Annotated in this window: 20 protein-coding genes, 1 pseudogene, 1 riboswitch and 1 other annotated feature; of the genes and pseudogenes, 12 read left to right on the top strand and 9 right to left on the bottom strand. The window is 38.7% G+C overall.

Translation table 11 applies throughout. The features are described from left to right. Positions 1-59 precede the first annotated feature (59 nt). The gene (locus JFV29_RS24660) at positions 60-1,766 is read left to right on the top strand and encodes a methyl-accepting chemotaxis protein (protein ID WP_342366585.1); all 1,707 of its coding nucleotides are present in this window, start codon (positions 60-62) and stop codon (positions 1,764-1,766) included. Positions 1,767-1,865: 99 nt separating this feature from the next. Here JFV29_RS24660 and wecB read toward each other — a convergent pair whose 3' ends face one another. After that, positions 1,866-3,023 carry a non-hydrolyzing UDP-N-acetylglucosamine 2-epimerase gene (wecB, locus tag JFV29_RS24655; protein ID WP_201186995.1) on the bottom strand — a complete coding sequence of 386 codons (1,158 nt, stop codon included), beginning with the start codon at positions 3,021-3,023 and terminating at the stop codon, positions 1,866-1,868. 197 nt (positions 3,024-3,220) lie between these two features. On the opposite strand from wecB, the gene JFV29_RS24650 reads away from it, so the two are divergent. Genes JFV29_RS24650 through JFV29_RS24640 form a run of 3 tightly spaced genes read left to right on the top strand, consistent with a single transcriptional unit; the run spans position 3,221 to position 7,120 of the window. Next, positions 3,221-4,429: a glycosyltransferase family 4 protein gene (locus tag JFV29_RS24650; RefSeq protein WP_201186994.1), complete on the top strand. Its 1,209-nt coding sequence runs from the start codon at positions 3,221-3,223 to the stop codon at positions 4,427-4,429. 27 nt (positions 4,430-4,456) lie between these two features. Next, the gene (locus tag JFV29_RS24645) at positions 4,457-5,773 is read left to right on the top strand and encodes a glycosyltransferase (RefSeq protein ID WP_242485370.1); all 1,317 of its coding nucleotides are present in this window, start codon (positions 4,457-4,459) and stop codon (positions 5,771-5,773) included. Between the two features lie 45 nt (positions 5,774-5,818). Continuing rightward, positions 5,819-7,120 (top strand): nucleotide sugar dehydrogenase, encoded by a 1,302-nt coding sequence (locus JFV29_RS24640; protein WP_201186993.1) that lies wholly within the window; start codon positions 5,819-5,821, stop codon positions 7,118-7,120. 538 nt (positions 7,121-7,658) lie between these two features. On the opposite strand, the gene pckA is transcribed toward JFV29_RS24640, so the two are convergent. Beyond that, positions 7,659-9,245, bottom strand: a complete 1,587-nt coding sequence (gene pckA, locus JFV29_RS24635; protein WP_201186987.1) for a phosphoenolpyruvate carboxykinase (ATP) — start codon at positions 9,243-9,245, stop codon at positions 7,659-7,661. Positions 9,246-9,798: 553 nt separating this feature from the next. Next, positions 9,799-9,962, top strand: a riboswitch (SAM riboswitch). 163 nt (positions 9,963-10,125) lie between these two features. On the opposite strand from pckA, the gene metK reads away from it, so the two are divergent. Further along, positions 10,126-11,319, top strand: coding sequence for a methionine adenosyltransferase (gene metK / locus JFV29_RS24630; protein WP_201186985.1), 1,194 nt, complete (start codon positions 10,126-10,128; stop codon positions 11,317-11,319). A 289-nt stretch (positions 11,320-11,608) separates the two neighbouring features. Here metK and JFV29_RS24625 read toward each other — a convergent pair whose 3' ends face one another. Beyond that, the gene (locus JFV29_RS24625) at positions 11,609-12,127 is read right to left on the bottom strand and encodes a gamma carbonic anhydrase (protein WP_201188087.1); all 519 of its coding nucleotides are present in this window, start codon (positions 12,125-12,127) and stop codon (positions 11,609-11,611) included. A gap of 212 nt (positions 12,128-12,339) precedes the next feature. On the opposite strand from JFV29_RS24625, the gene JFV29_RS24620 reads away from it, so the two are divergent. Then, positions 12,340-13,143, top strand: a complete 804-nt coding sequence (locus JFV29_RS24620; protein ID WP_201186983.1) for an alpha/beta hydrolase — start codon at positions 12,340-12,342, stop codon at positions 13,141-13,143. 62 nt (positions 13,144-13,205) lie between these two features. On the opposite strand, the gene JFV29_RS24615 is transcribed toward JFV29_RS24620, so the two are convergent. The 3 genes from JFV29_RS24615 to JFV29_RS24605 all read right to left on the bottom strand — a co-directional run bounded on the left by JFV29_RS24615 (position 13,206) and on the right by JFV29_RS24605 (position 15,514). Beyond that, on the bottom strand, positions 13,206-13,601 hold the full coding sequence (locus tag JFV29_RS24615; RefSeq protein ID WP_056521175.1) for a hypothetical protein: 396 nt from the start codon (positions 13,599-13,601) through the stop codon (positions 13,206-13,208). A 381-nt stretch (positions 13,602-13,982) separates the two neighbouring features. Then, positions 13,983-14,555, bottom strand: a complete 573-nt coding sequence (locus JFV29_RS24610; RefSeq protein ID WP_057215376.1) for a tRNA (mnm(5)s(2)U34)-methyltransferase — start codon at positions 14,553-14,555, stop codon at positions 13,983-13,985. Continuing rightward, the gene (locus JFV29_RS24605) at positions 14,552-15,514 is read right to left on the bottom strand and encodes a TIGR01212 family radical SAM protein (RefSeq protein WP_201186982.1); all 963 of its coding nucleotides are present in this window, start codon (positions 15,512-15,514) and stop codon (positions 14,552-14,554) included. The genes JFV29_RS24610 and JFV29_RS24605 overlap by 4 nt, the downstream gene beginning before the upstream one ends. A 119-nt stretch (positions 15,515-15,633) precedes the next feature. On the opposite strand from JFV29_RS24605, the gene JFV29_RS24600 reads away from it, so the two are divergent. The 4 genes from JFV29_RS24600 (at position 15,634) to JFV29_RS24585 (ending at position 22,948) form a co-directional block, all read left to right on the top strand. Then, positions 15,634-16,185: an SMI1/KNR4 family protein gene (locus JFV29_RS24600; RefSeq protein ID WP_201186980.1), complete on the top strand. Its 552-nt coding sequence runs from the start codon at positions 15,634-15,636 to the stop codon at positions 16,183-16,185. 98 nt (positions 16,186-16,283) lie between these two features. Next, positions 16,284-16,547, top strand: a complete 264-nt coding sequence (locus tag JFV29_RS24595) for a DUF2524 family protein (RefSeq protein ID WP_201186978.1) — start codon at positions 16,284-16,286, stop codon at positions 16,545-16,547. Between the two features lie 158 nt (positions 16,548-16,705). Next, positions 16,706-16,935, top strand: a binding site (T-box leader). Positions 16,936-16,989: 54 nt separating this feature from the next. Continuing rightward, positions 16,990-19,404 carry a leucine--tRNA ligase gene (gene leuS, locus JFV29_RS24590; RefSeq protein ID WP_201186976.1) on the top strand — a complete coding sequence of 805 codons (2,415 nt, stop codon included), beginning with the start codon at positions 16,990-16,992 and terminating at the stop codon, positions 19,402-19,404. Between the two features lie 370 nt (positions 19,405-19,774). Further along, positions 19,775-22,948 carry an Ig-like domain-containing protein gene (locus JFV29_RS24585; protein WP_201186974.1) on the top strand — a complete coding sequence of 1,058 codons (3,174 nt, stop codon included), beginning with the start codon at positions 19,775-19,777 and terminating at the stop codon, positions 22,946-22,948. 110 nt (positions 22,949-23,058) lie between these two features. On the opposite strand, the pseudogene JFV29_RS31810 reads toward JFV29_RS24585, so the two are convergent. Next, positions 23,059-23,246 (bottom strand): annotated as a pseudogene (locus JFV29_RS31810) (hypothetical protein); the annotation flags it as partial. 369 nt (positions 23,247-23,615) lie between these two features. On the opposite strand from JFV29_RS31810, the gene JFV29_RS24580 reads away from it, so the two are divergent. Both JFV29_RS24580 and JFV29_RS24575 read left to right on the top strand, forming a co-directional pair. After that, entirely contained in the window at positions 23,616-24,062 is a 447-nt protein-coding gene (locus JFV29_RS24580; protein WP_201186972.1) for a hypothetical protein, read from the top strand. A gap of 108 nt (positions 24,063-24,170) precedes the next feature. Then, the gene (locus JFV29_RS24575; RefSeq protein ID WP_201186971.1) at positions 24,171-25,172 is read left to right on the top strand and encodes a hypothetical protein; all 1,002 of its coding nucleotides are present in this window, start codon (positions 24,171-24,173) and stop codon (positions 25,170-25,172) included. A gap of 224 nt (positions 25,173-25,396) precedes the next feature. On the opposite strand, the gene JFV29_RS24570 is transcribed toward JFV29_RS24575, so the two are convergent. After that, entirely contained in the window at positions 25,397-25,972 is a 576-nt protein-coding gene (locus JFV29_RS24570) for a hypothetical protein (RefSeq protein WP_201186970.1), read from the bottom strand. A 204-nt stretch (positions 25,973-26,176) separates the two neighbouring features. After that, positions 26,177-26,677, bottom strand: a complete 501-nt coding sequence (locus tag JFV29_RS24565) for a spore coat protein (RefSeq protein WP_201186969.1) — start codon at positions 26,675-26,677, stop codon at positions 26,177-26,179. Positions 26,678-26,906: the final 229 nt, after the last annotated feature.

Here is a 26,906-nt window from a genome sequence, read left to right as displayed (position 1 = left end):
CTATGCAACCGATATTATTGATAGAGTTTGAAAATTAAAAATTTTTGATTAATTGGAGGGTGTTTAACGTGAAATTATCTGTATCAAAAAAATTATGGGCAGGTTTTTTGTCTATACTTATATTCCTTATGACTATAGGTTTCTTTTATCTCTGGATCATCACCGATTTGAATAAACAATATACTTTTTTATTGGATGATCGAGTAAAAAAGATCAATCTGGTAGATGAAATGATTAACAAACAGCAAGCTGTTTCAAATGATGTTCGTGGTTATATTATCTATAAGGATTCTACATATTTGGAAAATAGAGTAGTTAAAAACGAAATGTTTGAGGAGGCTTACGAAAATCTTGGAAAAACATTTACATCACAAGACGATATCGAATTGTTGGAAGAGATACATAACGCAAAACTTGAATATATGGAATTGGCTGAAGAGATAATTATCAGCATGCAGCAAGGCGATAGTGCGAAGGATCTAGATATAACTGAGAAAACGGATAAAGCAAGTATCTTGGAAAAAACAATCTTGGAAAAAGCTGAAAAACTAAGTGACAATCAAAATGCTTATTTACAAGAGACTCGGGAAGATTTGAACGAGAAAGTAAAGGATATGGAAAGAATTATTGTATTGCTAATAATCTTTGGATTTATCCTTAGTATTATTTTACCAATCGTCCTGAGTCGCAGTATTTCTCGCCCGGTTCGCAAACTTACAGAAGCAATTGGTCAAGTTGCAGGCGGTAATTTACAGATAGAAGAAATTAGGATTCGAAACAAAGACGAAATTGGTGAAATGGCCGGTGCTTTTAATAAAATGGTTGCGGAACTTAAAGCGATTGTCTTAAATATGAGGGATTCTTCGTCACAACTTGCGGTTCAAGCAGAACAAATGTCGGCAAGCTCTGAAGAAAGCCTGGCTTCTTCGGAGATGGTCGCAACAACTGCTGAAGAAAATATGAGAGGGACAGCTCGGCAGGTCACTATAGTAGAGAACTCAGTAAACTCTATGAATGAGATGGCTGCAGCTATCGAGCAGATCACCGAAAGTAATGTCGAAATGCTTACCTCCGCAGAATCTGTGAATTCACTTGTTCAACAAGGATCTAACATTATAGATGATGTAACTACCCAAATGAATAATATAAACACTACGATTCACGAGTCAGCGAGCATAATGGAAGTAATGTCGAAGCATTCAAGTGAAATTCAAAGAGTTACGACATTAATTACGGACATTTCTGAGCAAACAAACTTACTGGCATTAAATGCTGCAATTGAAGCGGCCCGTGCCGGAGAAAATGGAAAGGGTTTTGCAGTAGTGGCTGATGAAGTTAGAAAACTTGCTGAACAATCAAAAATATCAGCCTCAGAAATTGAAAAAATGGTCAAATTGATCGAAGAAGCTACCGAAAAAGGCGTCGAATCAATTAATATTGGAAGTAAGAAAGCAGAAGATGGACTTTCTGCTTCAGCAAACTCACTCCAGGTGTTCAATCATATTAAATCCGCAGTTGGAGGAGTGAGTGAGCAAATTGAATCCGTATCCTCTGCTATAGAAGAAATTCAAGCGATGACCAAGGATGTAGCCGCTGGTGCGAATGCAATAAAAGAAATAGCGGTTACTTCAGCAGAAAGGGCAAATGATACAAGTGCTGCAACTGAAGAACAGCATGCAGCGACTGAACAGATTTCTGAAGGCGCTCAATCACTAGCAACCCTGGCCGAGAGTCTTAAAATGGAAGTGAATCATTTTAAAATCTAATATATAAGAAGAATTAGAAAAAGCCTAGCAACCTCTTGAAGAGTGTTAGGCTTCTTCTTTTGATTTATCGTTCTTTCTAACGTTAATAAATGATAAAAATTAGGATGAGAGGGTTGGCCGATTTATCATCTTATTGTTATCAGCACTCAATTTCTCTAAAAGTATTTCGACTATTCGCTTCGAGGCAAATCCATCTCCATATGGGTTAGAAGCTGTCGCCATTTTTTTATAGGTTTCTTCATTTGTAAGTAAGTCTGTGGCTAATTGATAAATTCGTTCTTCCTCAATTCCTGCCAATAAAAGGGTACCAGCCTCAATTCCTTCTGGCCGTTCTGTCGTATCGCGTAACACAAGGACAGGAACGCCAAGTGAAGGAGCTTCTTCTTGCACCCCTCCGGAATCTGTCAGTATTAAATGGGCATGCGCCGCAAAATTATGAAAATCAAGCACCTCAAGCGGCTCTATTAAGTGAAGTCTTTCCGTTTCACCAAAAATCCGATAAGCAATTTCACGGACTACTGGGTTTTTATGAAGTGGGAAAACGACTTGGATATCCATGTGATCTTCAAGCAGTCGTTTGACGGAACGGAATATTTCTTCCATTGGTTTTCCGATATTTTCTCGTCTGTGCGCTGTCATCAATAGCATACGATCTCCATTCAAACCAGATAGAATTGGATGCTCATAGTCTTTCCGTACTGTTGTTTTCAAAGCATCGATGGCTGTATTGCCGGTAATATAGATAGAATCACTCTTTTTGTTTTCCAAAATGAGATTTTCTGCTGCTTGATTTGTCGGGGCAAAATGCAAATCAGCTAAGACGCCTGTCAGCTGTCTATTCATTTCTTCAGGATACGGAGAATACTTATTACCAGTCCGAAGACCAGCCTCAACATGACCAATTTGAATTTTATTATAAAAAGCGGCTAAGCTGGCGATGAAAGTCGTCGTTGTATCTCCATGAACTAGCACGATATCGGGTTGTAGTTCTTTCATAAGAGCGCTCAGTTCCCCAATCCCGCGAGTTGTGATCTCTTCTAATGTTTGTCTTTCTTTCATCATATTCAAATCGTAGTCTGGTCTTATTTGGAAACATTGCAGGACTTGATCAAGCATATCCCGATGCTGGGCGGTGACCACTACAATGCTTTCAATCGACTCTTGATGCTTTTTCAACTCCAATACGACAGGTGCCATTTTAATGGCCTCTGGTCTTGTCCCAAACACAGTCATGACCTTTAAACGATTTTTAGGCATTATGATTTCCTCGCTTTCTTTATTTCCTCCCTATTATAACGAGTTGTTCTTAAGAAAAAATTTTTTGACACAACAATTAACAGAATATTTACAAAGTTAATAAGACCTTTATATTTCTTTAATCCCCACTTAATATCGTCCATTTACAATAAAAAGCAGGACGATGAACATTTTAAGAATAGAGGTGATAGGCTCATATGAAAAGTGTCCTGATGATTGTACAAAACTTTTATCCTGAAATTGGGAGTGCAGGAAACAGGATGAAAAATGTATATCTCAATTTGAAGCGAAGCGGCTATGAGGTAACAGTCATCACTTTGAAGCCGAGTTATCCTCACCAAAGTTTATATCAAGATGCCCATTTTTGGGATGAAGTCGATATTGAGGAGAAAGATATCATCAGGATTCAACCAGATAAAGTGAAGAGGTATACAAGCAATATGGGGAGACGCTTGCTTCATTATTTGGAAGCGATGTGGCTTTTCATTTACACAATCATTCGACTGGAAAAAAAATATGACTATGTGTTTGTCACGACACCACCTATTTTCCCGATATTTGCGGCATTGATTGCCAAGAAAAAGATGAAGGCAAAGCTAATAACCGATGTAAGAGACTTATGGCCCGAATCACTGCAGGGAGTAGGCGTATTCACGAATAAGTGGATCTTGAAAATGGCTTTTTTCCTTGAAAGAAAAATATATCAGCACTCTAATCAAATTATCATCAATAGTCCTGGATTTAGGGATTATATCCTTTCAAAAGGAGTCAAGAATGATGATATCCAATTCATTCCAAACTCGCTCACTGCAGACGAGCTGAACTTGAAAAAAAGACTTCCACCCATTTCGGAAAACAGAATTAAAGTCGTTTATACGGGTAATATCGGACTTGCCCAAGATATTAAAAAGTTAATAGAAGTGGCTGAAAAACTGAAAGAACATAAACAAATTGAGTTTACGATTATTGGATATGGATATCGAATGTCCGAAGTCCAAGACGAGATTTCCTCTAAAGGCTTGACCAATATAAAGGTCATCAAAGCGATGAATAGGAGGGTGACTCTTAATGAAGTATCCTCTTCCCATATTGCGTATGTAAGCTTAGTTGAGAAGGATGTCTTTAACAAGGTGCTGCCTGGAAAAATAATCGACTATATGTGCGTCGGAAAACCGATTGTCGGTGATGTCGCCGGGCGTGCCAGACAAATGATTTCAGAAGCGCAATGCGGGATGGTGGCAGATAGTAGAAAGGTTGATGAAATCAGTCAACATATTCTAACAATGGCTTCTGAGAAAGCTTTACGCGAAGAGCTTGGTGAAAATGGCCATCGATATGCGGAACAAAATTTTCTATGGTCAAAAAATATTCAAGGGCTCATTAACGTGATGGAAGCATCTAGCTGACGGATATCTGGAAAAGTGGAGGTAAAAATGGCGAAGACGGTATGTATGTTTGTGTGGAATCATTTTACCAACGATGCACGGGTTCTAAGGGAATGCACTGCTCTTACCGAAGCAGGTTATGAAGTCGACTTAATTGCGATTCATAACTGGAAAAATGAAGAATTACCCAAAAAAGAGAAACATAAAAATGGATTTAATGTCATTCGAGTGAATAATCGCTGGGAAAGACTTAATAGAGTACTTAATATCGTAAAAAAAACAAAAAATAAGATGTTTGAATTGACTGTTCTCACCTTATTGGTTTGGAATACCTTGTTGAACATGAACCTGATAACGGGCTGGATCAGTACTGTCGTATTAGTCGGTGTTATGGCGCTTCTTGCAATAATCGCCACAATTGTTACGAAAACGAAACTACCGATTCTTTTGACAAGAAGCTATATTTTTTTTCAAATGGTTCATTACGGCCGGAAAAAGAGGTATGACTTTTACCATTCGAATGATTTGAATACGTTAATGCAGGGAGCAATCAGCAGTAAATTTCTAAGACGTAAAAAGCTCATATATGACTCTCATGAAGTTCAAACAAGCAGAACCGGTTATAATAGCCGGATTTACGGGATACAAGAGAAGTTTCTATTAAAATTTGTCGACGAAATGATCGCCGAAAATCATACTCGTGCTAAATATAATGAAGACTTATACGGTCTGTATCCGAAAGTGGTCCATAACTACCCAATCCCTACATTGCCTGAGGAAAGTACAGTCGTGGATTTACACGAGTTGCTCATGCTGCCAGAGGACGAGCCGATATTGTTATATCAAGGCGGCATTCAAACGGGCAGGGGGTTAGAGAAAGTGGTTGAGGCTGTGCCGATGATGGAAGCAGGAACGCTAGTTTTTATTGGAGATGGAAAGATCAAGCCTGAGTTAATAAAAAAGGTAGAGGCAATGGGTCTCGAACATCGGGTGAAATTTATCCCGAAGGTGCCGGTTGACGATTTGCTTCATTATACGAAAAATGCATATTTAGGTTTTCAGGTATTGAATAATGTCTGCTTTAATCATTATTCTGCTTCTTCCAATAAGTTATTTGAATATATGATGAGCGGAGTACCCGTCATCGCCTGTAGCTTTCCAGAAATTCAAAAGGTAGTCGAGACTGAGAAAATTGGTGTGTGTGTCGACTCCCATGATCCCCGTTCTATTGCGGACGGAGTCAATTATTTATTAAAACATCCAGAAAAAAGAGCGGAAATGAGCAGCAACTGTCTGAATGCCCGCCTTAAATACAATTGGAAACAAGAGAAAGAAATCTTCATCCAAATCTATCAATCAGCTTAACAAAAACTAGAATACTAGAAGAAAATATGATGAGGAGTGGTTATTATGAAATTATGTACAATGGGACTAGGTTATATAGGACTTCCAACATCTTTAATGTTCGCAAAACACGGTGTAGATGTTGTTGGCGTGGATATCCATCCTGATGTTATTACTAAATTGAATAATGGAAAGCTCCATATTGAAGAACCTGGACTAGAAGAAGTGTTAGATGAAGTGCTAGATGCTAAACGATTTCGTGCTACCTTGAATCCGGAGTCTGCGGATGTTTTCATCATTGCGGTCCCAACTCCAAACAATGAAGATCAACACCAATCCTGTGATCTTACCTATGTTATGCAAGCAACTTCAAGGATTCTTCCTTTTGTTCAGAAGGGAAATGTCATCATTATCGAGTCGACGATTGCACCAAGGAGCATGGATGATCATATCAAGCCATTGATTGAGATGACAGGGCTAACGATCGGGAAAGACATCTTTCTCGTACATTGTCCGGAACGTGTCTTGCCAGGGAGAATTCTAGAAGAATTGGTTCATAATAACCGAATAGTCGGCGGCATCACAGAAGCCTGCTCCTATAAAGGAAGTCTTGTCTATGAAACTTTTGTTAAAGGGGAAATCATTCGTACGGATGCGAAAACGGCTGAAATGTCCAAGCTGATGGAAAATACCTTCCGTGATGTTAATATTGCTCTTGCGAATGAGTTGGCTAAAGTTTGCTTCGAATTGGATATCAATGTATTAGATGTCATATCAATGGCAAATAAGCATCCACGTGTAAATATTCATCAACCAGGACCAGGGGTAGGTGGACATTGTCTCGCGGTCGATCCTTATTTCATTGTCGCTAAAGCTCCTGAGACAGCTAGAATCATCAAATTAGCCCGCGACACGAACGTTTCGATGCCGTATTATATCGTCAATTGTGTCAGGATGTTACTTGAGGGGATCCGTAAACCAAAGGTAGCGGTTTTTGGACTTGCCTACAAAGGAAATGTAGATGATATCCGTGAAAGCCCGGCCATTGATGTTGTAAATATACTAATGAGCATGGATCAGGTGGAAGTATCCTTGCATGACCCACATGTCCAATCTGGGAAAATGCCAGTCGTTTCTGTCGAAGACGCTGTAAAAGATGCCGACCTGATTCTTGTCTTAACCGATCATAATGAATTTAAAGAAATGGATTATGATAAACTATCGAACAAGATGGCTCATAAAATGATTTTGGATACTCGGAATTGCATTGATGCTAATAAACATAACATCCAAATTGCCAACTTAGGCAATGTATTCGAATATAAAACAGAACATTTGAAAGAAGTAAGGAAAAAAATGATTATCTAATAAACAACTGATTCTGCAAGGCCGGATATGATAGGGATCTAAAGGGTGTTGACTCAGTCAGCACCCTTTATAGTTGTGCAACATGTTAAAAAAATCATTTGAAATAATAATAGGGATCGGATAATTATTATATGTTCTGTAAATATGACTTCCTATGGGACATGGGAAGAGCAGAATTGGTTGGCTTGGCGCCACCTTCTCCCTATTTATAGGTGGCGGACCAAGAGGGAGTGGAATCATACGTATGAAAAAAGTATGATGAACTTTCTAGTTTATTATATTGGCAAACAAGGCTGTAGAGGATTTGGCTCAGGAGACCTTTGTCTGGGCTTTTGTGAAACAAAGGGGATAAGACACCAGCTGGAACATAGGAGACAGCCTCTTGGCTGTTTTTAATTCAAAAATACTGGCGCTTCAGGTTAATGTGGCTTTTACAGGAGTAAGATCGTGATGGCCGATTTATCGTTTAGATTAGTCAGTTTATAAAGAAAGGACCAAGCAAGTTTCGCTTGGTCCTTTTGTTTTCTATTTATTAAGATTAAGCAGTCGGACCGCCAAGTTCTTCAATTTCACTTGGAACGTTTCCGAATTTTTTAAAGTTTGCACGGAATTGAGCAGCAAGAGCTGTTGCTGTTTGTTTATATGCAGCAGGATCTGCCCAAGTCTTGATTGGTTGAAGCACTTCGTCAGGAACACCAGGAACATGAAGTGGAATATCCAAACCGAAGATATCGTCTTTGATAGTCTCGATGTTTGCTAATTCGCCTTCAAGTGCTGCTTGTACCATTGCACGAGTGTAAGCAAGTTTCATACGGCTACCAGTTCCGTATGCACCGCCAGTCCATCCAGTGTTGACAAGGTATACTTTTGCGCTATGCTCGTCAATTTTATCTCCAAGCATTTCAGCATAGCGTGTAGCAGGAAGAGGTAAGAATGGTGAACCGAAGCATGTTGAGAATGTAGCTTCTGGTGAAGTTACTCCTCTTTCAGTACCAGCCAATTTACTTGTGTACCCACTTAGGAAATGGAACATTGCTTGTTCTTTAGAAAGTTTGCTGATTGGAGGCAGTACGCCTGAAGCATCAGCAGTTAAGAAAATGATTGTATTTGGGTGTCCTGCGATACTTGGGTTCACGATGTTATCAATCGCTTGCATTTGGTATGCAGCACGAGTGTTTTCTGTTAATGAACTATCATCGTAGTTTGCTTCACGTGTTTCCGGGTCAACAACTACGTTTTCCAATACGGCACCGAAACGGATGGCATCGAAAATTTGCGGTTCTTTTTCACGTGAAAGGTTAATTGTTTTTGCATAGCAGCCGCCTTCGATGTTGAATACACCGTTAGAAGACCAGCCGTGCTCGTCATCACCAATCAGTTTGCGATTAGTGTCTGCAGATAAAGTTGTTTTACCAGTACCAGACAGTCCGAAGAATAAAGCGACATCTCCTTCACGTCCTACGTTAGCAGAGCAATGCATTGGAAGGATTCCAGCCTCTGGAAGTAGGTAGTTCATGATTGAGAAGATCGATTTTTTCATTTCACCTGCATATTCCGTTCCACCGATTAAGATAGTACGGCGTTCAAATGAAACGATGATGAATGTTTCGGATTGAGTTCCGTCTACTTCTGGATCTGCTTTGAAATTAGGTGCAGAAAGAATCGTGAATTCTGATTCGTGACCTCTTAGTTCTTCTTCATTTGGACGGATGAACAAAGTGTGAGCGAAAAGATTATGCCATGCATATTCATTTACAACTTGGATAGGAAGACGTGATGTTTCGTCCGCGCCAGCGAAACCTTTGAAAACAAAAATCTCTTCTTTTGCTTTTAGGTAGTCAACTACTTTATTATATAGTTTATTGAATACTTCTTCAGAGATTGGTTGGTTTACGGAACCCCAATCTACTTTGTCTTTCACAGAAGCTTCGTCTACGATATATTTATCTTTAGGTGAACGGCCAGTATATTTGCCTGTTTCAGCTTTTACTGCGCCAGTTGATGTCAGAACGCCTTCGTTTCTGCTTAATACTTTTTCAACCAATTGGGGAACTGAAAGTTGAGTTTGCACATTATTTCCTGCCAATAATTGGTGTAACTCATTAGAAACATCTACAGAATTCATATATGAGGTACCTTCCTTTGTTTTAAGTTTTTATATTACAATTAGTATAACACATTCACTTAAATAGTCTATACTATTTATTTTTTTTGTGATATTTTTTATATGGTTTCCTTAATCATTTTTTAAAATGCGTTATGAACCGAGTTCGGGTTCCTGCATATACTTGAATGGAGGAATCTGAACTGGGTGGTGTAATTAGGAAGAAAGCCCATTATCAAGATTAGAATCTTGATCGAATGGGTCTCGTTTCAGGAATATAAAAAAGGTTTTATTCTTTTAATTAATAGGAAGAAATTAAGAAAAGAACAACTTGCTATTACATCAAAAGGCAAAATCCTAAAAAGTTATTATGCGGTTCGAAGTCAGATTTTTCAAGTTCTTTTATCTATGGTAATTTTCTACATTTTCGTTTGTTTTCTACATCGAAAATCCAATAATGACAGAGGATTAGCACATTTTTTATCGTGAAAGCTGTGATGGGGAAAAATGTTCTTTTTCGAAAAGCATTGACAGATTCCGACCAAATACGATAATATCTTAAATTGTACGGATTCTCTTATCCCGAGTTGGTGGAGGGACAGGCCCTTTGAAACCCAGCAACCTGCCATATTGAACTTGACTCCAAGATCAATCGCCGAAAATAAAGCGATAGTTCTTCAAGGAATAGTGGTGATGGTGCTAACCTGAGCAAGGTAAAAAACCCTTGAACGATAAGAGTGAAAGGATAGATGACAGAATTTTAAACCTTTCCTCATTTGCCAGGGAAGGTTTTTGTGTTTTTTAGTAATTCTGTGTCTATAGTTGAAGCTAATAAGGGAAAACGAGTTCCGTAAAAAAATCAGGCTTTTGCCTACAACATACTAACTTCCAAGGAGGAAATATGATGTCAAAGAAACGTCTATTTACTTCTGAATCTGTTACAGAGGGCCATCCGGACAAGATTTGTGATCAGATTTCAGATTCCATTTTAGATGCTATCCTTGCTAAGGATGCAAATGCACGTGTTGCGTGTGAAACAAGTGTAACAACAGGTCTTGTACTTGTTGCTGGTGAAATTACAACGTCCGCTTATGTGGATATTCCACGTATCGTTCGTGATACGATTGCAGGAATTGGTTACACACGTGCGAAATACGGTTTCGATGCTGAAACTTGTGCCGTATTGAGTTCTATTGATGAGCAATCTGCTGATATCGCAGCTGGCGTAGACAAAGCGTTGGAAGCTCGTGAAGGAAATATGTCAGATGAAGAAATCGATGCAATCGGTGCAGGGGACCAAGGGCTTATGTTCGGTTTTGCTTGCAATGAAACAGAAGAGCTTATGCCACTTCCGATTTCATTAGCTCATAAACTTTCATTCCGTTTGTCTCAAGTTCGTAAAGATGAAACGCTTGCTTACTTACGTCCTGATGGTAAAACACAGGTAACGGTGGAGTATGATGAAAATAATCAACCTGTAAGAGTTGACACAATTGTTATTTCAACACAACATGATCCAGAGGTAACTCTTGAGCAAATTCAAGCTGACTTAAAAGAACATGTGATTAAAGCAGTTGTACCAGCTGAATTAATCGATGCTGGGACTAAGTACTTCATTAACCCAACTGGCCGTTTTGTAATTGGCGGACCTCAAGGGGATGCTGGTCTTACTGGACGTAAAATCATCGTTGATACGTACGGCGGATACGCTCGTCACGGTGGCGGTGCATTCTCCGGTAAAGATGCTACAAAAGTTGACCGTTCTGCGGCATACGCTGCTCGTTACGTTGCGAAAAACATCGTAGCTGCTGGCCTTGCTGACAAAGCGGAAGTACAATTGGCATACGCAATTGGTGTGGCAGAGCCTGTATCAATCTCGATTGATACATTCGGAACAGGAACAGTAAGCGAAGAAGTACTAGTTGATCTAGTACGCGCTAACTTCGACCTGCGTCCAGCTGGTATCATCAAAATGCTTGATCTTCGTCGCCCAATCTACAAACAAACAGCTGCTTACGGACACTTTGGCCGTACAGATGTTGATCTTCCTTGGGAACGCACAGATAAAGCTGAAATTTTAAAAGCACAAGCGTAATCAAATAAAAGTAAAAGGTGCCTCGCAACTAGCGAGGCACCTTTTTCAATTGTGAAATGGATTAAATTTGTCGACTAAGGGAATAATTCAAGAAATCCTATTTAAACCAGCCATTTAGTTTTTTTACTCGTGAATTATGTAGTTTTTTACTCGTGAATTTTAGTTTTACTCGTGAGTTTTAGTTTTTACTCGTGAGTTTTGGGTTTTACTCGTGAATTATGTAGTTTTACTCGTGAATTTTAGTGTTTTACTCGTGAGTTATGCAAGTTTACTCGTGAGTTTACATGAATTATTTAATGCGTTCTGCATGTTTATAGTATTGTCCTTTTTCAGCATATTCTCGGACGATACGTTCCATATCCTTGCGATCTTCATCGTTAATTTCGCGTACGACTTTAGCTGGACGGCCGAATGCCAATGTGTTTGGTGGTATGACTTTGCCTTGGGGAACAAGACTTCCAGCACCGATAAAAGCTCCTTCCCCGATCTCTGCTGCATCAAGTACAATCGTCCCCATGCCGATTAGAGCTCCTTTACGAACTTTGCAGCTATGTAAAATAACCTGATGGCCGATGGTTACTTCGTCCTCAATAATTAATGGATTATTTGGACTTTGGTGAAGAACGCTGTTATCTTGTACACTTACTTTATTACCGATTATAGTAGGGGCTACGTCGCCACGTATAACGGTATTAAACCAGATTGACGTTTCGTCGCCGATTTTCACATCACCTGTCACGACTGCATTTTCAGCAATATAAGCGCTTTCAGAGATTTCAGGTTCTTTACCTTTAAATGGATAAATAATCATTTTTAATCATTTCCTTTCCGAAGTAGATGTTTTTATGTATTATTTTAATATACCGTATGTAAATAGACTTGGCTATTTATAATAAAAATGTAGAACTTATTAGAGTTCCTTTTTGTCGAAAATCATGAATATGGTTATAATTTATATATATTATTTTTCAGCTATCATTGATCGTATACAACAAGAGAAAAGTGAAAGGGGGATTTCGAATGTGGAAATGGGAGACAGAAGGAGACGCAAAAGGCGTCATTGTCATCATTCATGGGGCAATGGAGCATCACGGCCGATATAAGTGGGTAACACAAATGTGGCTTTCAGCCGGATATCATGTTGTCATGGGCGACCTTCCTGGGCAGGGGATGACAACTCGTGCCTACCGGGGACATATCGATTCCTTTGACGAATATTTAGACGAAGTAAAAAGCTGGATAGAAGATGCCTACGAATATTCGCTGCCAGTCTTTTTGCTTGGACACAGCATGGGTGGTTTGATTTCGATACGCTTACTTCAGGAAGAAGAGTGGGATATTGCAGGGGTGATTTTATCTTCACCATGTCTGGGCCTCGTGACGAAGCCCCGCAAGTTCTTAACAGCCATTTCGCATGGTTTGAACCTCGTGATGCCTAAGTTCAGAGTCGATTCCGGCTTAACTCCTGAAATGGCTACGAGAAGTTCTGAAGTCCGTGAATCAGATAAAAATGATACATTATACATTACAAAGGTTTCGATTCGCTGGTATCGTGAGCTTGCACAGGCTATGAAGGATGCATTTGAAGAGATTCCTGAATTTCAGGATGTGCCTCTTTTGTTGATGCAAGGCGGAGATGACCGAATCGTGAATAAAAAGGCGGTTCGTGAGTGGTTTAATTATAACTTGGCTAGTGAAAAACAATACAAAGAATGGCCAAAACTGTATCACGAAATCTTCAACGAACCAGAGCGGGATGACGTATTCCAATACGCATTGAGTTTTGTTGAAAATCGTTTAAAAATATTAGGGTATGTTGTTTGAAGGTACATACTGCTGGATAAATATAAAAAGCTGCTGAAGCGATTATCAGCAGCTTTTTTGTTTTATCCAGCGTTTGTAAGTAATTCGTTCGACTTAATGACGGGTGCCCAATAAGTAACCGGATACATAAATTGGTTCAAGTGTGTAAGCTCTTTTTTATTGGATAAGGCAGCAGACAAAAGGTAAATTGATTTGAAGCTTAAGTCATTCGCGAATAGGTCTAAGAGGGTCGCCTTCATATTCATGATCTCTTCATGTCCTTGAGTGGAAATCACTAAATCGAGTTGAGGCAGGAATTTATCAAAATGATTTTCAAACTGTTTCAGGTCTTCTACCGTTGTTTGTTTCTCTGTTAATGAGTTAAGGGAGCTGACAAATTCTCCATATTCCTCACTTGTGTCTCGTTTGATTTTTTCAGTCAATATATCTGTCAGTATTGCAGTCGACAAATGTTCCATTTTTCTGCACCTACTTATCTGTTTTTAATCATTATAATAGTTATAGACTAAAAATTCAAAAAGTTCTGTTTGGTAATATTTTAAGATAATTTGTTTGCAATAAGAATAGTATCCCTTTAACAAGGGGATGAATATATCTCAACTTATCTAAGGGGAAAGGTGTTCAAAGTAAATGTAATCTAGAGCGAATTTAGTAATGACTGCTTTTTTTGTTCATTCTTATCAGGAAGTTTGCTTTAACAAAGAGGAAAAAAATCATATTTTTTGGTAATAGTCACTGGCTTGCCCTGTAACATGTGTACTATTGCTTACTCATAACACATGGGAATGATTTTCGATGAATATGAAAAACACCGTTTTAATGAACGGTGTTAATTGTGGTTATCTCTTTTCAATTGCCACTATGAATGGCGGATTATTGGTTTGATTAATGAAGTCATATTTCAGGACATGGGCTTTTTGCTGAGGGAGATCCTGAACATAGTGTAATAATGCGTCCCGTTCCGTAGCACCTTCTGGATGACCGTGATAGATGACGAGGATGATGATACCTTCGGGAGCCATCATTTCGAAAAGCTGTTCAATTGCAGATATCGTTGTATTAGCTTGGGTGACGATTGATTTGTCTCCACCAGGAAGGTAGCCCAGGTTAAAAATAGCTCCAGTAATATTCCCAAAATGTTCTTTGCTGATGTATTTGTTCATCTGCTCGTGTCCGTCATGAACAAGAGTGCAGCGTTCATGCATACTTTCAGCCTTCAGTTTAGCTGCTGTGATTTGAATGGCATCTTCTTGGATGTCAAAACTATAGACATGCCCTTTTTCACCAGTTAGTCCTGCAAGAAAGACAGTGTCAAAGCCGTTGCCCATAGTGCCGTCAACGGTAATGTCCCCGGGTTGAACTGCTTTTTCAAGCAGAAGTTTTGCGAATGGCAAAATGCGATCCAGCTTCATCGTGATGGTACCTCCATATGATAATTTTTCCCCTGCCAGCTGTTGCGGCGTTTCAATTCGGCATCAATAGCATTCAATACATCCCATTTATTGACGCTCCACATCGGGCCAATCATCAAATCAATCGGACCGTCTCCAGTTATGCGGTGAACGATCATTTCAGGAGGGATTATTTCCAACTGATCACAAACAAGATTGACATAATCGTCTCGGTCAAGAAATTCAAGCTGGCCCTTTTCATATTGCTTGACCATGGGCGTCCCTTTTAATAGATGAAGTAAGTGAATCTTAATGCCCTGCACATCTAGTTTCGCGATTTCACGAGCTGTTTCCATCATCATTTCGTAGTCTTCTTGAGGAAGGCCATTAATGATGTGGGAGCAAACTCGAATGCCATGTTTGCGCAGTTTATCAACGCCTTCTTTGTAGCAATCAAAATCATGAGCACGGTTGATCATCGTGGCGGTTTTTTCATGAACGGTCTGCAGGCCAAGCTCCACCCAGAGGTAAGTGCGCTCGTTCAGTTCCGCTAAATATTCGACTACATCATCTGGCAGACAGTCCGGCCGTGTTGCAATGGAGAGGCCGACGACACCCTCTTGAGTCAGTACGCTTTCGTATTTTTCACGAAGCTCTGCCACGGGTGCATGCGTATTCGTGAACGCTTGGAAATAGGCCATATACTTTCCGTCTTTCCATTTATGATGCATTCGTTCACTGACTTTCTTAAACTGGACGTCGAGCGGCTCAACGCGGTTACCTGCAAAGTCTCCCGATCCAGAGACACTGCAGAAGCTACAGCCTCCATGTGCGACGGTGCCATCACGGTTCGGACAGTCAAAACCGCCGTCTAGAGCAACCTTAAAAACTTTATGTCCAAAGTGATTGCGTAAGTGATAATTCCAAGTATGATATCGTTTGTTATCCGATGCATATATAAACGGGTTTGCTTGATTCAAGTCAGCAACCTCCTAAGAATAATAAAGCGCAACATATATTATACAACATTCTGGCAGCTAGGTCTTTTTTCTAAAAATAAGCGTATAATGTATACTTGAAGGTTAAACATTGGCTACTAATGCCAGTATATCTAGTGAATGATAAATCCAATCGGGAGCTGATGGACATGACTGGTCAAGTTGAAGAAGCAATTAATCAAATGAAAAAGAAATTAGCCGAAAATAATCAGGTGATCGAAGTAAATGAAGATGGGTTTATATATAAAGCCACTTGTACCTTCAATTCACCTGCCTCGGACGAACAAATTCATTCCTTTGAACAGAAAACTGGATTGCTGCTGCCCGATGATTATAAAGAATTTTTGAAAATAACGAATGGATGCCGTCTGTTCGATAACCTCGAATCCGGGGGAGAAAATGATTTATACAGCCTGGATGATATTATTAATTACACATATGAAGACTCCTACGAAGGATGTTATAAGATTGCCTGCATCTATCAAGATAATATCGTGATTGATGGGGAAGCCGTTGCGAAAGGCGATAAGAATTATTTAATGGTAAAAGGACATATAGACGATTTTGAAGAAGGCGAGAAACTTCATATGGGCTTTGCCGAATGGATTGATCAGTTTATTTCCCATCAAGGAGAGAAATTTTGGGATAAATAATGATTCCTCAAAAAAACTGATAATCCACTCGTTATTTGCTCAAACTAATCGAGATGATTCCGAATCATCCAAATGAGACGCGAAGGAGAGGGTTTGAAATGGCCACCAGACAATCCATCGATCATTTTTTAGAGCAATGTGAAGGGGCTCTCCATTTTGCAGAGTTTGAATTTAACGAGGCCTCACGGCAGGAGCATTATGATGATGAACAATTTCAAAATTCGCAAAGATATATCGAAGAGGCTTTGACGGATATGGAACGATTGTATGCCAGTTCGAATGCCCAACAACGAGATATGCTTGCTCGGATGCAACAGCAGTTGAATGAACTGAAAAATGAGATGATTTTACTGCGTCATTAAAGTAAGAATGGGGGCTATGGATGCATAGCCTCCTATTTATTTTCGAACGATTTTTCTCAAATATGCATATATAATGAGAAACCTGTTGATAATGTTGGTGAACGGCTATTGCAATTATCGGTAAAATTGACTAGAATGTAATATAATCAAATATTCTCATAAAGACTATGATGAGGAGCAGTAGCGATTAGAACCAGTATAGAGAGTTGACGGATGGTGCAAGTCAACCTGGAATGATTGTGAACTCGCCTTGGAGTTACAGGTGTGAAGGTAATAGTAATGCCTGGCGTTTAATCCATGTTACGGATGTTTGAGCTGGGCGGTTTTTTAAGTATCGCCAATGTGGGTGGTACCGCGGGAAGATATACATAATCCTCTCGTCCCTATTTGGGATGAGGGGTTTTTTTATTGTTTTTTTATACGGAAATTAGGAGGAAATCAAATGAGTTTTGACCATAGAAGTATAGAAACAAAATGGCAACAGTATTGGGAGGGCAATAAGACATTTAAAACGGGGGAAGAGAGCGGAAAACGTAAATTCTACGCGCTTGATATGTTCCCATACCCATCAGGAGCGGGTCTTCATGTTGGGCATCCTGAAGGTTATACGGCAAGTGATATTTTAGCAAGAATGAAACGGGCGCAGGGGTATAATGTGTTACATCCAATCGGCTGGGATGCTTTTGGACTTCCGGCAGAGCAGTATGCGATTGATACGGGGAATGACCCAGCGGAATTTACGGAACACAACATCAACACATTCCGCCGTCAAATCAAGGCGCTTGGTTTCTCTTATGACTGGGACCGCGAAATCAACACGACCGACCCTGAATATTATAAATGGACGCAATGGATCTTCTTGAAATTATATGAAAAGGGTCTTGCTTATATTGATGAAGTAGCTGTGAACTGGTGTCCGGCACTTGGCACGGTTTTGGCTAACGAAGAAGTCATCGATGGAAAAAGTGAGCGTGGAGGCCATCCGGTTGAGCGCCGTCCGATGAAGCAGTGGATGCTTCGAATCACAGCTTATGCAGACCGTTTGATCGACGATTTGAATGATGTGGATTGGCCGGAGAACATTAAGGATATGCAACGTAACTGGATTGGCCGTTCTGAGGGAGCGGAAGTGACGTTCAATATCGATGGCCACGATGAAACATTCACGGTGTTTACGACTCGTCCGGATACTTTATTCGGTGCAACGTATGCTGTATTGGCTCCAGAGCATTCATTTGTTGATAAAATTACGACTACGGAACAAAGATCTGCAGTTGACGCATATTTAGATGAAGTGAAACATAAAAGCGACTTGGAAAGAACAGACTTGGCAAAAGATAAATCAGGCGTGTTCACAGGGGCTTATGCAATAAATCCAGTCAATGGCGAGAAAATGCCGATCTGGATTGCTGATTACGTGTTAATCAGCTACGGAACGGGTGCTATCATGGCCGTTCCTGCGCATGATGAACGTGATTATGAATTTGCTGTTAAATTCGAATTGCCAATTAAAGAAGTTGTAGCTGGTGGAGATGTGACAAAAGAAGCATACACAGGCGACGGTCTTCATGTGAATTCTGAATTCCTAGATGGATTGAATAAAGAAGAAGGCATTTCAACCATGATCAAATGGCTGGAAGAAAAAGAAATCGGCACGAAAAAAATCACGTACCGTCTTCGCGACTGGTTATTCAGCCGCCAACGTTACTGGGGTGAACCGATTCCAATCATCCATTGGGAAGATGGCACGATGTCCGCGGTGAAAGAAGAAGAACTACCATTGATTTTACCGAAAGCAACAGACATCAAGCCTTCAGGCACTGGTGAATCACCGCTTGCGAACATTGCAGAATGGGTGAATGTAACGGATGAAAACGGACGTAAAGGCCGCCGTGAGACGAATACAATGCCACAATGGGCAGGTAGCAGCTGGTACTTCCTTCGTTATATTGATCCGGACAACACTGAAGCACTTGCAGATCCGGAAAAATTAAAAGAATGGATGCCAGTCGACATTTATATTGGCGGTGCTGAGCATGCAGTTCTTCACTTATTGTACGCTCGCTTCTGGCATAAATTCTTGTACGATATCGGTATCGTACCAACGAGTGAACCTTTCCAAAACCTATTCAACCAAGGAATGATCCTTGGAGAGAATAATGAAAAAATGAGTAAATCAAAGGGCAATGTCGTAAACCCAGATGACATCGTTGAAAGCCATGGTGCCGATACACTTCGTATGTACGAAATGTTCATGGGACCATTGGACGCTTCCATTGCTTGGTCGACAAACGGATTGGACGGTTCGCGCCGATTCCTTGATCGTATCTGGCGTTTACTAATTAGCGAAGACGGCACGATTACAGATAAAATGGCTGATACTGATGACAGCGGAAAGCTTGAAAAAGTGTATCATCAAACGGTAAAAAAAGTGACCGAGAACTATGAAGAATTGAAATTCAATACGGCGATTTCACAGCTGATGGTATTTATCAATGATGCCTACAAAGCAGATGCGCTTCCTAAAGAATATATCGAAGGCTTCGTGAAATTGCTTGCGCCAGTTGCACCGCATATCGCCGAAGAACTTTGGTCTAAACTTGGCCATTCTGAAAGCATCACATACGGAACATGGCCAGCGTTTGACGAAGCTAAGCTAGTCGACAACGAAGTTGAAATCGTCATCCAAATCAACGGAAAAGTCAAAGCCAAATTAATGGTTCCAACTGACACAACGAAAGAAAAACTAGAAGAAATTGCGATGGGCGATGACTCCATCAAAGAACAAATTGATGGCAAAACCATCCGTAAAGTCATTGCTGTACCAGGAAAACTAGTCAACATTGTCGCAAACTAAATAGTTGAGAGCTGGCCCGCATGTCTTGTGCAGGGTCAGCTTTTTTTTCATGAGCAGAAATAAAACTGAAATTCGACATATTTTGTGATTTCTATGATAAAAGTCGATTTCCGGTATTAAATATCAGATTTTGAAATCATCAACTAGTTATTGGAAGCCTAAGTGAATTTCATTTAATATTTTTGAGGAAAATACTGTTTTTGGACATTTAGAGATTGCTTAATTGGTACATGTGAACCATTTTTCAGCAAAATGTTCAGTAATATCAAGCATTTTTTATGAAAAAGGGAAAAAATTGGTTGATAAAATTTTACAGTATGATAGTTTGGTATAGTGATGTAATTTTTTACTATTTATTGGAGGCGAAACTGTGAAATTTAAGAGTGTAAGTCGATTTACAGCGTTTGTACTTATTTTTGCACTGATTTTCAGCTTGATGGTTCCACAACAATCTCAAGCTGCACCAAATCCTGTATCACCCATTGAGAACGTAAAACCGATTAAAAATGGAGATACTTTAGTCGGGAAGTTTGAAAAACCGGATGTTCAATGGTACCAAATTAAACCGACAGCAGAAGAAATACAAAAATTCTCCCATATTGAGTTCGAAGTCAATTCGGAGCAAATCTTGAATATTTCCGTTTATCAAGATAAAGAAAAAGCAGAACAAGATGAGAGTAATTACATGGCCTCTGCTTATCCTGATGAAAAGGCTGTTGTAGATTTCCCATATGCTTGGGAAGGCACGTATTATGTTAAAGTTGAATATTTTGGTGAAACGGATGAAGAGGGAAATCCTATACCAGAAGCTAAAAATGAAGCTGAGTACTCTATCAATGCTCATTCTGTAACGCTACCGCCATCCGCTGGGGACGAAGAGATGGATCTCGAATCATGCCCAGTTGAAGTAAGCGTAACCGATAAGAAAACGGGAGAATCTATGTTGAAAACACTTCGCGTGTTTAGAGACGAAGTTCTCACGAAGTCATCTGAGGGACGTAGCCTTTCATCTTTATACTATAAAGCCTCTCCATTCCTAGCTCTTCATTTGGCTAGTAATAAAACATCTAGAGAAGCTGTCTATAATCATTTAGTCGTCCTTAAGCCTCTAATTGAGGATCTTAATGAAAATGGAGTAAGCAGTACGGCAGTCATTAGCAACAAACAGCAAGAAGCGATTAAAGCATTATTTAATAAGACAGCAGACGTCGCTCCAGCTGGATTGAAAAAAGAAATGAACAGCATTGCAAAGAAAATCAACCTTGATAAGCTTGCAGGTGAGAGAATCGTCGATATCGCAAGCAAAGTAGGAATTGAACTTCCAACTTCGAAGAATACAAAGAACAAATATATTGTCAAACTTAAACCTGGGAAGTCTTTAAGTTCAGTCCAATCCAAGGTACAAGGAAAAGGATATGCAACATTATCGACACCTAAGAAACAAGAGGTTCTGTATGATGATATGTACGTTGTTGAGTTAAAGAATCAAGCTAAAATGAGCACAGCAGCTCTATCGAATATTGAGAAACTTCCAGAAGTGGAATATATCGAAGCGGTTAAAACGTACAAAGCACTTTCAGCCGATATTCAGTCACCGTATCAATGGTCTTTAAATAACCCCGGTGGAGAAGAGGGCTATAAGGGAGCAGACATCGATAACGAAAAACTGCAAAACCTTATTAAGAAACGTAATTTAAAGGATACATTAGTAGCAGTTGTTGACACAGGTGTTGATGATTCCCTGGCGGATTTGAAAGATACAGTTCGCATGGATTTAGGAAAGAACTTCATTGATAAAAAAGGAAATGCCGTTGATGACAATGGTCACGGTACCCATGTTTCTGGGATTATCGCTGCCAAAGCTGATAATGGGTATTCCATGCAAGGAATTAATCCAGTAGCTAAAATCATGCCTGTGAAGGTTCTCGATTCTTCAGGATATGGAGACATGGAGAAAATTGCATTAGGCATTAAATATGCTGTGGACCATGGCGCCAAGGTGATAAATCTTAGCTTAGGTGGAGAATACAGCAGAACAATTGAACATGCTTTGAAAGATGCTGCTGCCAAAAATGTAATGGTTGTCGTAGCAAGCGGTAATGATGGGATGGAAGGTCTTTCTTACCCTGCATCTTCTAAATATGTCATTTCCGTCGGTGCAACCAATGCCCTTGATTTAGTATCGGATTATTCTAATTATGGCGCGAAATTAGACATGGTTGCTCCAGGGACAGGCATTCCAAGCCTTGTACCGAATGGGAATGTTACCTACATGGATGGTACATCAATGGCAGCTCCTCATGTTGCTGCAACTACTGCCTTGTTATTATCCGGGAATCCTGGTTTGAAATTAAATGATGTAAGAGAAATTCTTCACGAGACATCCGAATATGTTGCTTTTGAAGAAGAAGATAATGTAGATCCGTATGAGGACTACCAACCTGAGGAAGGTGAAATCCAATATCCAGTAGAAGAATTACCTATTGGAAAAGATATCGTATCGGGATTTGGAAGACTGAATGCTTATAGTGCACTTAGTACAGTGGATTTACAAGCTAAAGTTAATCCATTAATTGATACGCAAACAAAAATTGCAGGATCAGCAAAAAAAGGTTCGACAATCGAAGTGAAAAATGGAAAGCAAACGCTTGGTAAAACGACAACTGCAGCCAATGGAACGTTCAGTATTAAGATTCCAGTCCAAAAAGCAAGTCAACTTCTTACTGTGAATATATCTGATTCTTCCAAACTAGCAGTCTCTTCAATCAAAGTGTTTGTGAAGAAGGGTGAAACACCTAATAAGCCAACTGTTAAGGCTGTCAGTGACAAAGATACGTATGTAACTGGTCAATCGCAAGCCGACATGAAAATCACGATCAAAAATAATGCAAAAAAAGTAATTGGTTCAGGAAACACGGATAGCAAGGGGAATTTTAAAGTAAAAATCAGCAAACAAATAGCGGGGACTAAGCTTTCAATCACAGCTACAGACTTGGCAAAGCGTGAAAGTAAAGCAGCAACCGTGACTGTAATTGATAAAACAGCTCCAAGTGCACCGAAAGTGAACGAAGTAAACGACAAATCCACCAACGTAACTGGTAAAGCGGAAATCGGTTCGACTGTTACGGTGAAGTACCAAAATAAAAATATCGGCACAGCTAAAGCTGATAAAAATGGAAAATTCTCTATTAAAATTAGCAAGAAAAAAGCAAGTTCTGTATTATACGTCTCAGCAAAAGATAAAGCTGGCAATACAGGGAAAGCAGCAAAAGTAACGGTTAAAGATAAAACAGCTCCAAGTGCACCTAAAGTGAATGAAGTAAACGATAAATCCACCACCGTAACTGGTAAAGCGGAAATCGGTTCAACTGTTACGGTGAAGTACCAAGATAAAAATATCGGCACAGCTAAAGCTGATAAAAATGGGAAATTCTCTGTTAAAATCAGCAAGAAAAAAGCAGGTTCTGTATTATATGTCTCAGCAAAAGATAAAGCTGGCAATACAAGTAAAGCAGCAAAAGTAACGGTTAAGAAGAAAAAGTAACGGTTAAGAAGCATAAAAAATAAAAAGTATAGCCGTTTAACATTTATGTTAAACGGCTGTTTTTTGTTTAGGCGGCGTTACTGTTTATTTGAGTAAGCCCTTATTAAGCGTTATAAAAGATAACAGGCTAAATTCCTTCGTTTATATAAGCTAATTTTAACAATTGGCTTGATAGCTACCCCTTTTTTGAATCTTCAAATGCCTCATTTATTTTATCGAAGTCATAGGGTTTAACAAATTTATCAAACGGGAACAATCCGTACTTGTAGTACTCAACTAATTCAGGAATAAACAATTGATAATTCTACATGGACATTAATATTCATCTCAGGCGTACCACCTACAATTGCTAATTGGCCAAGCGGATTTAGTGCCCGCAGTGCTTGACGAATTTTACATCCTGTTATTTTTCTGCCTTGATCGCACTCAAACTTACTTCGCCCGTACCATATATTGCTAACCCCATTTATTTTGGGTGCATTTCATTAAAAAGACACAGCTACACAAAATCTGATAAGATTACAATATTTTCGTAAATTTATTATTTTATGTCTATATTATGACATATTTTTATTAAATGTTATAAAATATTACATTTGTTTTGTGATAATGAATTTTATGTATTATTATGGAAGTGTAATAAAAATATGGAAAATTAGGTATCGTAATGAAAAAAGTATTAGCAACATTAGTAGTAGGTTTAACCTTAACATCAGTATCTGGCATCAATGCCAGCGCAGCGGAGGCTGAAATAGAAGGGGCTAATATTAGTATATTAGATGAATCCTCAACTTACTCAGCATCTGGTGAAATAAGTGCATCAGTAGGAAATGCTAAACTTTCAGGTTCAAACCCAATTGGTCTAAAACCCCGTGCTGTAGCTTCTACTTCAGCAAAGAGTGGCACCGCTTCATCTCTTAGAGCTAAAGTAGACGTTAACAATAATGGAACTAGCACTTCTACAACTGGATGGGCACAACAAAGTAATACAAGTAAAGTAAGTACATCGAAACTTGTTGCGTCAACAGAAAAAGCACAATTCCATGGCAGTCATCAAATCAAGAAGACTAAGACATCGGCATGGCAGGTTAGAACTACAAATATAAAATTCTAAAATACTTAGCAATTATTCTACACTGATTTTTGGATAAAAAGTGCAGAGTCAAATGACCCTGCACTTTTTATAAATTAAAATCGATATTTTAATAGGAGGAACAATGCCATGTTTAAGAAACATAATAAAAGTATAGTGGCATTCACTCTTTTATTGTTAGCTATAATAGCAATCATTTTTATATTCTTGAAAGAAGACAAGAAAGATTTGGCTACTAAATCTATAAAAAATGACAACGAAATATCCAATTTATCGAAGGAAGATATAGAACTTGGTGCGGGCTATGGATTACAATTAAAAAAATCCAATAGTGAAGAAGATAGCCAACTCAACGGTCAAATTTCAATGGAAACACCACAAGATAAATTGGAGATAGAATTCAATAACAGAGGGAATACTGGACAATATATCTTAAAAGTATTTTATGATTATGAGGAAATTAAGTTTAAAGCTGGAGATGAAGAAGAGTACAATCCGTCATATACATTTCAACTAGAAAGTTTAAAATCCATTAATATCCCCTTGAATCTTACAAAAGATATAAAAAAGGATAATAAATCACATAAAATCACAGTAGGAGTGTATGCTTCTCCTGAAAAAAATGCTAAAACTATAAAAGCTATGACCAATACATTTGGAGTAACAATAGATTACGAGCTTGTTCTCAATGAAGGTGAAGGGAAAATTTCATTAATTCAAAAACCTTCTAATCCAATGAAAATTATGGATGTGCAATTTCAAGGAATAATGATAAATAATGATTTTAAAAGTGATAATCAGGCGATGTTTCCTCCATATTCATTGAAAGTTAAAAAAGGGGAAAAAGTAAAACTTGCATATAGAGCAGGAGGATATCAAGACGTAGAAGACTATTTGATTTTATCGATGTTAGACTGGAATCAAATTAATATGGATGAAAAAACATATTTGTTATTAAAAAATGAACCAACAAAACTAGGATATGGAACGTTTCACATCATAGCACCAAATAAACCAGGACTATATGAATTTACAAGTTTTATAATACCTGACCCAACTAAGAATAAAAATGAAAATAATTTTTTCATGGCTGAAACTGCCTATAGATTTACGATAGAAGTTGAAGAATAACAATTATTAGATATTAAAAAAAGACAGCCGAGGATGCTGTCTTTTTTTCTGTATAAGGGAGGATAGAATCTCGAACTGTATGGTAGAAGTAAATTTAATCAATAGAAATAGAAATAACCTATACGAAAACCCTTAAAGTTAATAACCTAACCTTTAGGGGAGAACGAATGAAAGAACATGGCTAATGAACATCTTAGATACCCCTAGATTCAGATCTAAAAAGCTTATTTAGTAAATTCACTTCTCAGAAGATAGACAACATCGTAATCTTTTAATTCGTTTATGTGACTATCCATATCATTATAAAAATCCGTAGAAAGAGAATGCATGCCTTCATGTCCGCTTGAATAGCAAATACTCGCTAATACGAGCTTGTTTGTTTTCAGCATATTTATCGTTTCAATACTGCCGGTTACGATGGAATCTTTCTCTTCAATCTTTTCTAAATAAGTAGCTGTAGACACACCATCATCACTTTGAATACTGATATTAAACATCGATAGATTTTGTTTTTCGGGCGTTTTAGATGTTGTAAAGATGATCGTACCATTATCTTTAATCCCAGTTGTCATGAGGCCCATTTCATCTTCAACAAGTTTGCCAGCTTCATATTTTTCGACCCAAACGGACATCTTCTTATATGTATCATCAACATCAAAATCGATAAGAAAGGAGTGTTCACTTGTATTCGTAAGGATGGACTTTTCTCTTTCAGTCAACTTAGAAACAGAAAGAGAAGTCTCAGATTTCGGTTCAGCATTCTTACAGGCAACTAAAGAAAATGAGAGCAGGGATATCATGATTGATAGAAATACTTTTTTTATTATTTTCTCCCCCAAAATTTAATTCGTAATCCAATAATAAACAATTATTTAATATTATAACATATTAATGAAGCGAATCTGTCCCATAGTTTGCTATTGAAACTACTGGACCCAGCAATTTAACGGAAAGTGAGAAAAAGGCAAGCGGACACCCATTCGGTGCACTTACCTTTTTTGTGTTTAGAATTGTTGGGAAAGAGCCTTATTAGCTACATTCACGTCATTTTGAAGCAGTTGATTAAAGTCATAAGCAGGATATAGGTTTCTTTCGTATAGATAGTTGAAAATTTTGGCATGGTTATCAATAGCTCCATTTAAATGCTTTTTAAATACTTTTCGAAGGGAAGGAGTGGCCGTTTCAGTTAGGGCAGTAGCATAATTGTTGATAGATGATTTGGCCAAGCCTAGCAAATCTCCGGCAGCCGTGGCTGCTATATTGTCTCTTTGTTCTTCCTCCTCATCATCCCTCTCTGTTTTAGGTGCCAACGGATAAAATTTTAGCAAATCCATAATATTTTGAGTTAGTGTATCAATCATTTGCTTGTAAATCGTTTTTAAAATGGGATCTTTTACTTTTGGATAAGCTTTTTTCAATTTCATAAGTGCATTGGACTGGGCGGCGACCAATTCATGAAGTTCAAGTGTTTCGTGCCAAGCAAGGTGTGAATGAGCGGGTTTCATATAAACTCCTCCTGAACAAATAATCTTGATACGTTATTCGTAAAGTGGGCTCTTGGTAAGGTTGTCTTTTGAAAAAAGAGGATCAAAATCGACCTGCATTTTAGCTTAGATTACTTATAGAGAAAAGCTTTCCGTTTTTTCAACGGCAAGCTTGATCAAACTCCGAAATAAAGGCAGAACAAGAAAAAGACAGTGGTCTCGGCAACTTAGGATTGAATTCCTGCGTGCC

Source organism: Peribacillus sp. TH16, from assembly GCF_016651095.1.
In the GTDB taxonomy this organism is placed as follows: Bacteria; Bacillota; Bacilli; order Bacillales; family DSM-1321; genus Peribacillus; species Peribacillus butanolivorans.
The sequence above is the reverse complement of the archived record's forward strand: the minus strand, read 5'-3'. Positions and strand labels throughout refer to the sequence as shown.